Annotated in this window: 15 protein-coding genes; 3 read left to right on the forward strand and 12 right to left on the reverse strand. The window is 45.9% G+C overall.

Annotated features, from left to right (window positions below; all coding sequences use genetic code 11):
- Positions 1-112 (forward strand): IS3 family transposase (locus CHL76_RS14820; RefSeq protein ID WP_143747475.1); only part of this gene is annotated, 112 nt, incomplete at its 5' end.
- 59 nt (positions 113-171) lie between these two features.
- On the opposite strand, the gene CHL76_RS14825 is transcribed toward CHL76_RS14820, so the two are convergent.
- From CHL76_RS14825 to CHL76_RS14850, 6 genes are all read right to left on the reverse strand, one after another.
- Positions 172-411, reverse strand: a complete 240-nt coding sequence (locus CHL76_RS14825) for a hypothetical protein (protein ID WP_022795051.1) — start codon at positions 409-411, stop codon at positions 172-174.
- A 23-nt stretch (positions 412-434) separates the two neighbouring features.
- On the reverse strand, positions 435-1,388 hold the full coding sequence (corA, locus tag CHL76_RS14830; protein WP_079474339.1) for a magnesium/cobalt transporter CorA: 954 nt from the start codon (positions 1,386-1,388) through the stop codon (positions 435-437).
- Between the two features lie 105 nt (positions 1,389-1,493).
- Positions 1,494-2,615 carry an alanine dehydrogenase gene (gene ald, locus CHL76_RS14835; RefSeq protein WP_094908997.1) on the reverse strand — a complete coding sequence of 374 codons (1,122 nt, stop codon included), beginning with the start codon at positions 2,613-2,615 and terminating at the stop codon, positions 1,494-1,496.
- 103 nt (positions 2,616-2,718) lie between these two features.
- Positions 2,719-3,960, reverse strand: a complete 1,242-nt coding sequence (locus CHL76_RS14840) for a PucR family transcriptional regulator (RefSeq protein ID WP_094908998.1) — start codon at positions 3,958-3,960, stop codon at positions 2,719-2,721.
- A gap of 130 nt (positions 3,961-4,090) precedes the next feature.
- Positions 4,091-5,500: a 23S rRNA (uracil(1939)-C(5))-methyltransferase RlmD gene (gene rlmD / locus CHL76_RS14845; protein ID WP_233133486.1), complete on the reverse strand. Its 1,410-nt coding sequence runs from the start codon at positions 5,498-5,500 to the stop codon at positions 4,091-4,093.
- On the reverse strand, positions 5,487-6,392 hold the full coding sequence (locus tag CHL76_RS14850; RefSeq protein WP_233133484.1) for a DNA-3-methyladenine glycosylase family protein: 906 nt from the start codon (positions 6,390-6,392) through the stop codon (positions 5,487-5,489). Before CHL76_RS14850 ends, rlmD begins: the two co-directional genes overlap by 14 nt.
- 265 nt (positions 6,393-6,657) lie before the next feature.
- Here CHL76_RS14850 and CHL76_RS14855 point away from each other — a divergent pair, with 265 nt between their 5' ends.
- Positions 6,658-8,190 carry an AbgT family transporter gene (locus tag CHL76_RS14855; protein WP_079474334.1) on the forward strand — a complete coding sequence of 511 codons (1,533 nt, stop codon included), beginning with the start codon at positions 6,658-6,660 and terminating at the stop codon, positions 8,188-8,190.
- A gap of 39 nt (positions 8,191-8,229) precedes the next feature.
- Here the strand turns inward: CHL76_RS14855 and CHL76_RS14860 are convergent, their stop codons facing one another.
- The 6 genes from CHL76_RS14860 to CHL76_RS14885 all read right to left on the reverse strand — a co-directional run bounded on the left by CHL76_RS14860 (position 8,230) and on the right by CHL76_RS14885 (position 12,381).
- A complete protein-coding gene (locus tag CHL76_RS14860; RefSeq protein ID WP_158219196.1) occupies positions 8,230-8,835 on the reverse strand; it encodes a histidine phosphatase family protein in 606 nt (201 codons plus the stop codon).
- The gene (locus CHL76_RS14865) at positions 8,835-9,026 is read right to left on the reverse strand and encodes an SE1561 family protein (RefSeq protein WP_094909001.1); all 192 of its coding nucleotides are present in this window, start codon (positions 9,024-9,026) and stop codon (positions 8,835-8,837) included. Before CHL76_RS14865 ends, CHL76_RS14860 begins: the two co-directional genes overlap by 1 nt.
- Complete coding sequence (locus CHL76_RS14870; RefSeq protein WP_094909002.1) at positions 9,023-10,396, reverse strand: MATE family efflux transporter; 1,374 nt, start codon at positions 10,394-10,396, stop codon at positions 9,023-9,025. Before CHL76_RS14870 ends, CHL76_RS14865 begins: the two co-directional genes overlap by 4 nt.
- A 39-nt stretch (positions 10,397-10,435) precedes the next feature.
- Positions 10,436-10,822: an OsmC family protein gene (locus tag CHL76_RS14875; protein ID WP_079474330.1), complete on the reverse strand. Its 387-nt coding sequence runs from the start codon at positions 10,820-10,822 to the stop codon at positions 10,436-10,438.
- Positions 10,823-11,001: 179 nt separating this feature from the next.
- On the reverse strand, positions 11,002-11,802 hold the full coding sequence (locus tag CHL76_RS14880; RefSeq protein ID WP_079474329.1) for a VLRF1 family aeRF1-type release factor: 801 nt from the start codon (positions 11,800-11,802) through the stop codon (positions 11,002-11,004).
- A 150-nt stretch (positions 11,803-11,952) separates the two neighbouring features.
- Complete coding sequence (locus tag CHL76_RS14885) at positions 11,953-12,381, reverse strand: hypothetical protein (RefSeq protein WP_079474328.1); 429 nt, start codon at positions 12,379-12,381, stop codon at positions 11,953-11,955.
- Positions 12,382-12,597: 216 nt separating this feature from the next.
- Here CHL76_RS14885 and CHL76_RS16865 point away from each other — a divergent pair, with 216 nt between their 5' ends.
- Positions 12,598-12,759 carry an FbpB family small basic protein gene (locus tag CHL76_RS16865; RefSeq protein ID WP_143745382.1) on the forward strand — a complete coding sequence of 54 codons (162 nt, stop codon included), beginning with the start codon at positions 12,598-12,600 and terminating at the stop codon, positions 12,757-12,759.
- Positions 12,760-12,816 lie beyond the last annotated feature (57 nt).

The following is a 12,816-nucleotide window of genomic DNA, read 5'->3' on the forward strand; positions in this document are numbered from 1 at the left end:
TTCTATTATAGTCGAAAAAGTCGATTCGTACATGTATTATTACAATTACATACGACCATTTACCAAATTAAACGACCACAGTCCGGTGGAATTCCGGACGGCGGCCGCATAGGTGTTTTTTCTTGTCTCATTTCTTTGGGTCAGTTCATTTTGCATCGGGGGATTTGCTTATTAATGCAGAAGATAATGCCGAAACGTCAGCGTTTGGGCGTCAACACCCAGCTTTTCAATGAAAAGCTTCACATCGTGCAGTGAATCCGCTGGATACTGAAACTTACATATTTCCGGGGATTGTTCTTCGATATCTTTTGTCGCAAAACAGAAGGTTGATTGATCCTTGTCGTAATAAACAATCAAATCCTCTTCATGCATTGGATGCTTAAAATGTGCTTTATATAACCGGTAGGACAATCCGAACGCCCCTTTCTACTCTTCTATTTAAAAATCTTAAACCATCCATTTCGTTTAAACAAGCCCAGCAGCACTACTGCTATCAGGAACATTACCCCGAGCGCTATAAAATATCCGTACCTGTATTCAAGCTCCGGCATATAAACAAAATTCATGCCATAAAGCCCCGCGATAAAAGTCAGCGGGATAAAAATGGTCGATACAATCGTGAGGGTCATCATAATAGCATTCATTCGGTTTGAAGCCATCGTTTGGAAATTATCCCTCATATCTGAAGTCATTGCCCGATTGGATTCGATCATTTCTGTCACCTTAAGCAGATGATCGTAAATATCCCGGTAGTATTCCCGCTGTTCGGTAATTAGGTTCAGACGTTCCACAAACAGTACGCGGTAGACCAGATCTCTCATAGGAACGATGGTTCGGCGCAGTCTCAGCAAGTCTGACCTTAAATCGAATACTTCTTCTATCAGCTTACCATAGGAAAGCTCCGAGTTGCTTTCCTCGATCTCGTTCAGGCGGTCTTCAATTTGTTCTAGCACCGGAAAATACTCATCCGTCATTTTATCAATAATGTGGTAGCTGACATCATCCGGATTCAGCTCTGCCCCTTCGGCCCGCAGCTTTTTCCAGGAATAGTTCACTGCCGAAGACGGGGCTTCATGATATGTAACGACAAAATTGGGGCCAAGAAACATACAGATCTCTTCAGCTCCAAGCGTTTCTTTATCAAGGGCATGAAGAACAAAAAAACTGTAGCCATCATAGGTATCATGCTTTGGACGCTGACGTTCTGTATAACAGTCCTCGATAGCCAGAGGATGAAAGTGAAACACTGAATCCAGTGTATTGGTTTCCTCCGTCGAGGGAGAGGAATAGTCAATCCAATACCATTTCCACTCGTACTTTTTAAATTCATCCAATGTAATATTATTTACTGTATTTCCATCAGCATCGATACCGGCACAGGAAATCATCGCACTCCCCCTCCCTTCCTATGGACAGCAGCTCCCTGGTGACTCTGCTGCAGTTATTTTTCTAAAAGAAAACGGGGTGCCCATGCCGGGCCCCCGCTCCATATTTTACAACATCGGAAGTATTTCGTCTAATGAGGCGTAAGGATAACCTAAATCCTCTGCTACTGCCTGGTACGTAACCTTTCCCTTCGCGGTGTTCAGCCCTTTGCCAAGCGTTGGGTTATTTGAAAGGGCCTTTGCCGCGCCCAGATTTGCGATCTGGAGCGCATAGGGAATAGTGACATTTGTTAAAGCGATCGTTGATGTTCTCGGGACTGCTCCCGGCATATTTGCCACAGCGTAGTGCACTACTCCATGTTTTTCATAGGTGGGCTGGTCGTGCGTCGTCACCTGGTCTGCCGTTTCAATGATACCTCCCTGATCGATCGCGACATCGATCAGTACAGAGCCCCTATCCATGCTTTTTACCATTTCTTCTGTTACCAGCTTTGGCGCTTTAGCTCCGGGGATAAGCACAGCTCCAATGACCAGGTCTGAACGCTTCACTTCTTCTGCCAGGTTCAGGGGGTTGCTGCTCAGTGTCTGAATCTGGCCGCCGAAATCTTCATCAATCTGCCGGAGCCTGGAGGGGCTCAAGTCGATGATAGTTACATTGGCCCCAAGCCCGTGAGCGATACGGGCTGCATTCGTACCGACAACGCCCCCGCCGATAACTGTTACATTCGCTTTTTTTACTCCCGGTACTCCCGAAAGCAAAACGCCCTTTCCTCCATGTACACTTTCCAGAAATTGTGCGCCTACCTGGGCTGCCATCCGCCCTGCTACTTCGCTCATTGGTGTTAAAAGCGGAAGCGTATGATTCTCCTCAACTGTCTCGTATGCCACTGCAGTAACCCCGCTTTCAGTCAATGCTTTGACCAATTCAGGTTCAGCTGCCAGATGCAGATACGTAAATAAAATCAGGTCTTCGCGGAAAAATGGATATTCTGAAGCTAGTGGTTCTTTCACTTTTAGTATCATCTCTGCCTGTTGCCATACGTCTGCAGCCTCAGTGATAATTTTCGCCCCAGCTGCTTCATATTCTTCATTTGAAAACCCGCTTCCTTCTCCCGCATGGTTTTCAACATGTATTTGATGGCCAGCTTGTGTTAAATGCACAACACCGGCGGGCGTAATGGCTACCCGGTTTTCATTGTTTTTTATTTCTTTGGGAACCCCTATTATCACGATCCATCGCCTCCTCTAATACCTTTTCTATTAGTATAGCGTGTTTCCTGGTCATAAGCATTGGCGGAACAAAATAATATTCCCATTGTCTATTTGTGATTTTTCACAACTGGCTTGTTTGTTTTTCTTTCAACAACTCCAGTTCCAGCAGCAGTGTCCATTTTTCATGGGCCGTATTGAGCCTTATCCCCGCAATCGCCTGCATTCTTTTCAAACGATAAGACAATGTATTCGGGTGCACATGAAGTATTTTGGCAGCTGCATTGACATTGCAGTCTTCACTAAGATAAATGTAAAGCGTGCTTAAAAGCTCTGTCTCATTTTCTGCATCATAATCAAATAAGTTCTTTAAGGAAGGATGGGTAAACGTTTCTTCGTCCCATCTTTGCAAAAGTACAGGAAAAAATCGATAGTAACCCGCTTCGTGCAAAAAATAATAGTGGGATGGAAGCTGGCGAACCTGTTTTTTTAAATCAAGCATGGTTAACGCCTGGCTGTATCCGCCCGCCACTTCTGTATAACGATGACAAATTTCAGATGCCGCGATGGCCATAAGCGTATCTCCATACCGTTCCTGCCATACCCTGTGCATTTGGCGTAAGAAAGCAGAAATAGTGGCTTCTATGTTTCTGCTTTCAAGTCCGTACAGCATAAGGATAGCCTGGTGCTGGTCATATGTTTTAAGCATTACTTTGACCTGCTGGGAGATGGTAAGCAGGTAATTCAGCTGCTCCCAGGCATTGTGCTCAAGCCGTTCCGAAAATTCTATAACTACGATGGAAAACTGCTGGGCCCTGCCCGGAAAAAAGCGTAGTATTTGGTGTTCTACCGCCTGTTCGTCTGTTTCGTCTCCTGTCAGCAGGCGCCAAAAATATTCCTGTTGATCCTGCTGCGCCGGATTTCTTGGATGGAGCTGCTGCCGAAAACGCTGACCGCAGACAACAGCTGCCGAATGCAGGTCCTCCTTCGCCTCCTCTGAAAACGGCGTGTCGCCCTCTACCACCCAAATATAGCCTATCACCGTCTGCTTCTCTTTAACGGCTACGGCCATCCTTGTCCCCAGTCCTATTTCATCAATAGCAGAAATGGAGATCGGTTCGTTCTGTTGATGAAGACTTGGAATTACTCCCTCGTTCCACAAACGGTGAATCACTTCTTCCGGCACCCGCCGCCCCATGATCGTTGCCGTTCGTGCTCCGTCAGTAACCTGTGGATGGCCGCTGTAGGCAAGCAGACGGTGTGTCGCATCCTCTATGGTGACCGGACCTTTGAGTGCTTCACTAATAAAATCGGCAAACTCGTTTAAGGAACTGGCAGCATGCTGCCAAAGCTGTTTTTCAAACATAAATTTCCGCTCTCCTTTCCTGCTTTATAAAAAAAGGTAGAGCAGCAGATTGGCCAAAATGGTAAGAATAATAGAGACAATCAGGCTGATACCGAGCCAATACAAGCACATTGCTGTTCACCACTCATGTTTATTTTTTTCCTTTTTTCTCCGGTTTGTATACAAACGGCACCACTGCTTCCACCTGGGAGGTCTGAGGGAACATGTCCACCGGCTGGGCATATTCTGGATGGTATCCTGCTTTTTTCAGGTAAGCGGCATCCTTGGCCAGGGTGGACGGGTTACAGGAAACGTATACGAAGCGTTTAGGCTTTACTTTTCCAATCGTATTTAACAGTGCCTCCCCACAGCCTGTGCGCGGCGGATCTGCGACTATTACATCCGGACGCCAGTTTTCCTTCTGCCACTGCAGCATCATCTCTTCTGCCTTTCCGTGGTAGAACCTGGCGTGGGAAGCTCCTGCCTGTTTGGCATTTTTGTTGGCGTCCTGAATACTTGCTTTAATCATGTCCATTCCACGTACTTCCCTGGCGTCCGGGGACATCCATAGACCAATAGTGCCGCTGCCACAGTAAGCATCGACCACTTTTTCCCGGCCCGTCAGCTTCGCTGCCTTTTTCGCTTCGTCATAAAGGGTGGAAGCCTGCTCGGAGTTCAGCTGGAAGAATGCTTCCGGCGATAGATGAAACGAGAAATCCTGCATGTTATATTTGATCGTGTCTTTTCCCCAGAGGCGTTTGGTCGTACCACCAAAAACAGTCGGACTGCTTTCATTCTGCACATGATGATGAATTGATTTTATTTCTGCGAACGAAGAACGGAGGAAATCTACCAGCTCTTCCTGCTCCGGCAGGTCCACCGAAGACGTTACAAGCGTGACCTGAACCTCGCTTTTTTGTTCATTTGCCCGCACGACGATGGTTTTTACCCCTTTTTGGTTACTTGTGTGAACAGGCACCTCTTCATTCTTCATAAATACGGTAATTGCCTTAGTAATCTTATTTAAAATCGATTTTTCCACCATACAGCCGACATTAGTGAGATCCACCAGCTGGTTGGAATCACTCGAGTACAAACCCGCTTCCACTCGCCCTTTTTTTCCTTCTCCCGTCTGCCACTGGCTTTTGTTTCTATATCTCCACGGATTTTCCATGCCGATCGTTTCACGGATCTCGGGTACCGTGGGGGCGTAACGTTCAAATGACTGCAGCACCAAATCCTGCTTCATCCACAGCTGCTCGCCGTATTCAGCGTGCTGCAGCTGGCAGCCGCCACAAATTTTGTACACCGGACAGGGAGCTTTTTGGCGGCTCGGTGAAGCTTCACGAATATATTTTATGCTTGCGATCGCACGATTTCTCTTCACTTCCTCTACCTGTCCAACGATTACTTCGCCTGGAAGGGCACCTTCAACGAATACGGCCTGGCGTTTAAAATACCCAATTCCTTCTCCGTTAATGCCTATTCGTTTAATGGTCAGCGGAAATTCCTGACCCTCCTGAAGCGGTTGACGTTGTTCAAACTTTTCATTTTTTGGCACGCGCACGCATATCTTCTCCTTTATCTGGTATTTCCATATGAAGCCATAAATAAATACTTGCATAGCTGTTGTAGGGGCTCCACCGTCTGGCCCATTCTGTGATTTCTGTCTTAGACGGTTTGGCTTCAAGCCCAAGCAGCTTCTTTAAACCGTTTTGCACACCGATATCAGCAGCAGGCATCAGGTTTTCCCTTCCGAGCCCAAATAACAAAAAGCATTCTGCCGTCCAGGAGCCTATACCACGGTGCTGCGTGAGCTCTTTTATGACGTCCTCATCGGTCTTTTTCTGAAGAGAATCTATATCAAGCGTCCCCTGAACTATACTCTTAGAGACATCTACGACGTACTCTGCTTTCCTTTGGCTGAACTGCAGGCGGCGAAGTTCGTCTGGATGTATCGCGGCCGTTACTTCGGGACCAGGATAAAACCATACTCCGTCTTTAAACACCCCGTACGTCTGGGCGAATCTTGTTGAAAGTGTATAGGCAAAAGCCATATTCAATTGCTGATGAATAATCGTTTTTATAAGACAGCCGTATAAATCAAAGTCACACGTGAGCGGCGCCCCGTAGAACCTGCGGAACAGCGGCTCTAATTCCGTTCCCTGAAAATGTCCGGCTGCCTGCTCCAGGGGCTGATGAAAGCGAAAAATACGTTCAATTTTATTCACAGCCTCCTGTTCTCTGCTCTCCGGAGCCTCTATATATACATACGTCTTCGATTGATGCTCAACAAATCCAAGGGTTACTGTATCAAGCTGCCTCTCACCTGGCAGAGGCAGCTTCACTTGTCTTTGATCAATATCTACATTATACAGCGGATCGAGTGCCATCCGTTTCAGCATCAGCTGAACATCATATACGGACGGGATCTGCCTTATTATCTGCTGCACAGTAATTACGTCCTTTCATGAAGCTTTGTTATTTTATCACGTTTACCCATGTTCACGCGACCTGCTCCCCGATGCACTTGGGATTCTGCAATATTTTCTTTTTTTAGGAGAAAAGCATTAATTTCCAATAAATTGTTATTTATTTTTTCCGTTCTATTTTCCTATTCTCGACGAAATGGCTTTCTTCCTTTGTTTTCATTCATTACAATAAGCTTTGTGTACTTATGATACTTTCGTCATTTTTAAACGAATTAGGAGGGAAATTATGAGCTCTTCTGCACCAAAGTCGACCATGCTGCAGCGGTCGCTGAATTGGATTGAACGAGTTGGGAATAAGCTTCCCCATCCGGTTACTCTGTTCGCCATTCTAGCCGCGCTTGTATTGGTATTATCTTCCATCCTTTCTGCTGCCGGCCTGCAGGTGGAGTCTCCCGGGGAAGAGGGAGAAACAGTCCAGGTAACCAATCTGCTTTCATCTAGTGGAATTGAATACATATTCACCAGCATGGTGGACAACTTTATTAACTTTGCCCCGCTCGGAGTGGTGCTTGCTACCATGATCGGTATTGGCATCGCTGAGCGTACTGGATTAATCAGTGTGCTTCTTCGCGGATTTATCCTATCCATTCCTAAGTCCTTAATTACCTTCGGCCTCGTTTTTGCCGGGATCATGTCAAGTGTAGCTTCGGATGCCGGTTATGTGGTGCTGCCACCGCTCGGCGCTATCCTCTTCGCCGCACTCGGCCGGCACCCACTAGCAGGTCTTGCTGCCGCCTTCGCCGGGGTTTCGGCGGGCTTCAGCGCCAACCTATTGCTTTCCGGTACCGATGTCCTGCTCGGTGAATTGACCATCCAGGCGGCTTCCACCATCGATCCGGCGTATGCTGAACAGATGAACCTGGCGATGAATTACTACTTTATTATTGTATCTACTTTCTTTTTGGCTATTATCGGCACATTCGTGAGTCAGTTCGTCGTCGAGCCCCGGCTTGGGGAGTATAAAGGCGAATACCGGGAAAACCTTACGTCCCTGTCCGGGACAGAAAAGAAAGGAATTTTATGGTCAATGGGGTCAGCGCTTTTAACTATTATCCTGCTTGCACTGCTCATTGTTCCGCCTAATGCTCCGCTCCGCGGTGAAGGAGGAGCCGTCGTTCAATCGCCGTTTATGGACTCCCTCGTTGTCGTAATCATTATAGCCTTTTTCATTCCCGGGCTTGTATACGGTATTGTGACAAAAAACATCAGAAACGATACGGACGTCGCTAATCAGCTTTCTGACACGATGGCAAGTATGGGCATGTTCATTCTGCTCGCGTTCACAGCCGGACAGTTTGTTGCTTATTTTGAAGAAACCAACCTGGGTACATTCATGGCTGTGTACGGCGCAGACTTTTTACAGTCTATTAATCTTACCGGTATTCCTTTAATTTTAGTATTCGTATTAATTGTCGGTTTTATTAACCTGTTTATCGGAAGTGCCTCTGCGAAATGGGCAATCCTCGCTCCTGTCTTCGTTCCTATCATGATGCAGCTTGGCTATTCGCCGGAACTAACGCAGATGGCGTACCGCGTAGCAGATTCCTCCACCAATATTATTACACCACTGATGACTTATTTTGCGATTATTATCGCGTTTGCCCAGCAGTATGACAAAAACATGCGCATCGGGTCCCTGATAGCAGTTATGCTTCCATATTCCGTCGCATTTCTTCTGTTCTGGTCCCTGCTGCTTGTCGTATGGATGCTCACCGGCATTCCGCTCGGTCCAAACGGTCCGATCGAATACAACGGCTAAACGTTTAAAAGCAGGAGCTGCGGCTCCTGCTTTTTCATGTCATTCCAAATGTGTGATCCGGTTGATGTATTGAATAGAAGCACGGTCTTTTCGAAAGTGAATCCGGGATACTCCTGTATTGTCGATACGCATGGAACGCTGGAGCGATACCCAGTTGTCTTTGGCCAATAAATACATAAAAAAGATGGTAATGAAGCCCCCGTGCGAAACAACTGCAACCTGGTCCTTCTCTTTCCATTCTTCTGTCAGCTTATGATATAACCAGGCACACCGTGCTGTCAGGTCGTTTTTTGTTTCCGCCCCTTCCACTTCGGCGGTTAAAAGGTCTCGTCCAATGAGGTCCGGAAATTCGTTTTGAATAACCTCTCTTGCTTTTCCCTCGAGCACGCCTAAATGTACTTCACGAAGCCGCTCATCGGTGGATATGTCCACCTGCTGAAAGTCTGCCAGGGCCGCTGCAGTGCCAGATGCCCTCATTAAATCACTTGCAATTACAGCGTCGAACTGAACCTCGCGAAAGTAACTGCCCAGCGCTTCTGCCTGCGTTTGGCCATGCCGGGTTAATGGATAATCCATCGATCCCTGCAGCACTTGGGCGTAGTTTCCTTCTGATTCCCCGTGGCGGATAAAATAAACATCGGGCATTAGTAATCCTTCCAATCCGGCTGAAACTGGCGGCATTTAATCCGCAGCTGCTCCACCATTTCTTCGAGTCTCTTCATTTCTGATTCGGAGCCTTCTTCAGGATCAATATTGTCCACCATCGTTGAAAGCAGATGCAGACGCTGTTTAATATACTGAAGCTGCTGGTTTTTATCGTGTATTGGCGTGCTCATGACGCTCCCCCTTTTTTCTTTTCTTCTTTAAATATATCAATACGGTTCCAGCCGCCAAATATATAATAGCTAGCCGAAATCACAGCGCTGATCACAAAGCTGGCGCCTATACCAAGTGCGATGCCGTTTTCCCCTATTCTTTCGGAGAAGAACCATGCAAGTGGAAAACGCAGCACCCAGAAGGAAATGATATTGAGGGCAAGTACTTGGATCATAGCCCCGGAACTGCGTACAATACCGTTCAACACGAAATTTATTCCTAAAAACGGGTAAAAGAATGCGACAATCTGCAGGTACGTTTTACCATACTGAATGGTCGCTTCGTCATTTACAAACAGCCCCATTAAAAACTCGGCCAGTAAAAAGACGGCTGTGCTCATGGTAATCGAGACTATTAAAATTAAAATCAATGCATTCTTCGCAATAGAGCTGATCCGGTCCCAGCGGTTAGCCCCAATATTCTGCCCTGCCATACTTGTGATGGCAGAACCAAGCGTGGTAGCCGGAAGCATAATCAGACTGTCCAGCCGCTGGGCTGCCCCGTACCCGGAGAGCACCACGGCGCCAAACGAGGTGACCACTGTCATAATCGCAAGCTGGCCTCCAGAGATCGCCATCATTGATAGGCCCGCCGGAAGTCCGAGCTTCATAATGCGCTGGAATTCTGCTTTCTCCGGGATGCTCGGCACAGCAAACGGCAGGCCCTTCACGAGAATCATGTAAACGATTCCGAACACAAATGCGCTCCCCTGGGAAATAACCGTCGCAATTGCTGCTCCCTGGATCCCCATATCAAAACCCGAAATAAACAGCGGATCGAGGAAAATATTCAGCCCTACAGCGAGCATGATGAAGCGCAGCGGTGTCTTGCTGTCGCCGACCGCACGCAGGACAGTGCCTATAAAATTATAGCCAAACAAAAAGACAATACCAATAAAATTAATGCGTAAGTATATGACTGCACTTTCCAGGATGTCCGGCGGCGTCCCCATCCACGTTAAAACGGTGGGCGCTGCAAAAAAACCTATCGCTCCAAGAATAATTGCAAGCGTTCCTAAAACCGAGACAAAAGCATTCAGGGACCGTTTTAAGCCCTCATCATCGTCAGCCCCGACCCTCTGGGAAAGCACTGTTAATGTTGCACTGTTAATGCCTATAATAAAAGACAGCACAGAAAACAAAATGGTGGACGCCAGGGAAACTGCCCCCAGGGCCTCTGCTCCGATTAAATTACCGACCCACAGGCTGTCTACGATTTGGTAGGAGCTTTGAAGCAGATTCCCAATGAAAATTGGAAAGGCGAATATCACCATTTTTTTCATGATACTGCCTTCCGTGAAATCTAACTGGTTACGTCCGGCGTTTGCCATACTTTTCTCTCCAATTCTCTTCCAAGACCTTCCGCACTGCTAGTTGGAAAGAAGTTCGAATGTTTCTGTAATCGCAATGCTGTCTTTTACTGACTGAACCATCGAACAGTTTTTCTTTGTCCATTCCATATTCTTTTCCATTTGGGCTTCCGTTACGTTTTCTGCCTTTACGGTAAAGTGCAGATGAACAGCAGTTATTTTATTTGCCTGCTTTTCATCCCTTTCCACTTCCGCTTCAATTTGGATATCATGCACTGTCTGATGCCGTTTGTTCATAATTTTCCGCAGCACTCCTCCGCTGCATACAGCAATCGAAGAAGTCATAAGCTGAAAAGGACGGAAGCCATACTCTTCCTCCCCGGACACAGAGAGTTCTCCGTAGTCTGTTTTTGTTTGAAATCCGCCGTCGGTCATCGAAAACTTCATCCTGCTCACCTCTTCAATAGTATCCTTCGTGTTGTATCTTATCTAAATCCAAGCCTATTTCCAAACAAAAGGTATTATATCAAAAACTGAGGGATTTTGTGCAGAGACCCAAAGACCCCGGGGTGATTTATTCATGAAAAAAGCAGCTGCTATAATAGCAGCTGCTGCAGTCATACTGTTTAGCGCACGTTTTCAGGATAGATTTCGTTTAAGATTTCATGCGTCGGCGTAGAAATCAAGTTTTTATTAATGACTTCTTTCACTCTTTCACCCATGTTTTCTTCCAAATCTTTAGCGTATTCTTTATCACCGATAATGTACGCCGTATCAAGACCGCGATTTTTCATCTGTTTGTTGATGACAGGCGCAAGGCTCTTGTACCAGCGGTGGCGGTTTTCTTCAAAGCGCTTTTGCACTTTGTCCACCTGGGTGGAGCCTGCGGCAGTACGGTCAGCTGATGCTGTACCTTTGTATTCCTGCCAGTCCTCGCTGTCCACATCCCAGTGGAACTGCATTTCTTCGCGGATTACACCCATGGAAGTATCGATCAGATAAACGTCCTGTTTGTTCGTAAGAAGAATTGCAGTTGGCGGGAAAGTTTTCTCGAGCTTTTCCAGCTGCTCGGTCTGCGGTGTTGGTTCCCACATAACTTCTGTTTCCACCGGCACCTGGAAAATGTCCGATTCCCAGGTGGAGCCGTCACCAGAAGCGAAAATGATAATACTTTTCTGCAATTCATCGCGGTGATCTTCAATGTATTTTTCAATATCATCGGTAATTTTTTTGATCGCGTTTTTTTCATCTTTCGTTTCGCTCTTATCTGCATATTGCTTTAAGCCATTGACAGCCTTTTTGTATTTAATTTTCCATTCTTCGCTAGGCTGTCCGCCTTCGCCAATATCTGTGTTCAAATAAAAGGAAACAAAACCGTATTCATCCTCTTTATTTTTTAACTGCTTTAAATTGTTTGTAATTCCCATTGTCTGTTGCCCCTTTCCGTGACTGTGTTAACTGTTCTATTATCATTCTATATGATGTATTTCCTTCGTAAGGCCAAGGTAAACGTCAAATGCAGTAATAATTTCAAACCACTAAAAAAAGCAGGTTCAAATGAAAGAACCTGCCCTTTATTATGAAGAAGAATGCGTATCTTCAGCTTGCTGCAGCTGGCCTGCATTACTGTTAGAAGAACTGCTTTCGATCGCTGTACTTTCTTCTTTTAATTCTTTTAATTCACCCGTAGTTTCAAGCGTGGTTGTTTTTGCTTTCATCAGAGTTTCTTTTAAACTGTTCACCCGGTTGACGATCTCCTGGATATCTGTGCTTGCCGACTGAAGCAGCTCCGAATAATAATTCGAGGTTTCCCTTAACGTGGAAATAATCGATTCTCTATTTTCTGAAAGAAACTGCGACGTGTCATTCAATGTGGAAGCTGTCTGCTTCGTGCCGCCAACAATAGGAGAACGGGTTTTACGGGTGCTGAGTAATACAATAACGGAGACAACGCCCCCAAGGATTAAACCAATTTTAAGTGCTGTGTTTCCATTTTCCTCTGCCATCACTATCCATCCTTTCGGCTCTACATATATTAATACCTATACCACATTTTACATGAATTTATTCTTTTTTACTTTATCTTATCAAAAAAAATCTACCTTTCGGAAAAAGAATGTACTTTTCACCATATTTTCAAAATTTAATGGGTTGTCAAACGCGTGATATAGGGTAAACTAGTGGTCAGCAGGAGTATAACAGAAGGAAAGGAAGATGTTGGCATGAGAAAACCACAGAGACTTTCATTTGATGACTTAATGGAAGCAAACAAAAATGAACTCAAAAGCAACAAGCAGGCACTTGATTCCATAGACCGCAAGCTTGATGAAAAGAAATCCAAAGAAGTATACGTCCGTCCGGCCACTAAAAAACGAGCCAACTAAAATCGCTGCAGGAATGGCAGTCATCCGGGTATTTTCATGCCATCCTTATATAATCTA

This window comes from Marinococcus halophilus (assembly GCF_002265875.1).
Lineage (GTDB): Bacteria > Bacillota > Bacilli > Bacillales > Marinococcaceae > Marinococcus > Marinococcus halophilus.

Coding starts and splice junctions, on each gene's coding strand:
- CHL76_RS14880 (WP_079474329.1), bottom strand. CDS start 11,802: ATGGGAATTACAAACAATTTAAAGCAGTTAAAAAATAAAGAGGATGAA.
- corA (WP_079474339.1), bottom strand. CDS start 1,388: ATGATTTCCTGTGCCGGTATCGATGCTGATGGAAATACAGTAAATAAT.
- CHL76_RS14870 (WP_094909002.1), bottom strand. CDS start 10,396: ATGGCAAACGCCGGACGTAACCAGTTAGATTTCACGGAAGGCAGTATC.
- CHL76_RS14865 (WP_094909001.1), bottom strand. CDS start 9,026: ATGAGCACGCCAATACACGATAAAAACCAGCAGCTTCAGTATATTAAA.
- CHL76_RS14855 (WP_079474334.1), top strand. CDS start 6,658: ATGAGCTCTTCTGCACCAAAGTCGACCATGCTGCAGCGGTCGCTGAAT.
- CHL76_RS14840 (WP_094908998.1), bottom strand. CDS start 3,960: ATGTTTGAAAAACAGCTTTGGCAGCATGCTGCCAGTTCCTTAAACGAG.
- CHL76_RS14885 (WP_079474328.1), bottom strand. CDS start 12,381: ATGGCAGAGGAAAATGGAAACACAGCACTTAAAATTGGTTTAATCCTT.
- CHL76_RS14875 (WP_079474330.1), bottom strand. CDS start 10,822: ATGAAGTTTTCGATGACCGACGGCGGATTTCAAACAAAAACAGACTAC.
- CHL76_RS16865 (WP_143745382.1), top strand. CDS start 12,598: ATGAGAAAACCACAGAGACTTTCATTTGATGACTTAATGGAAGCAAAC.
- CHL76_RS14860 (WP_158219196.1), bottom strand. CDS start 8,835: ATGCCCGATGTTTATTTTATCCGCCACGGGGAATCAGAAGGAAACTAC.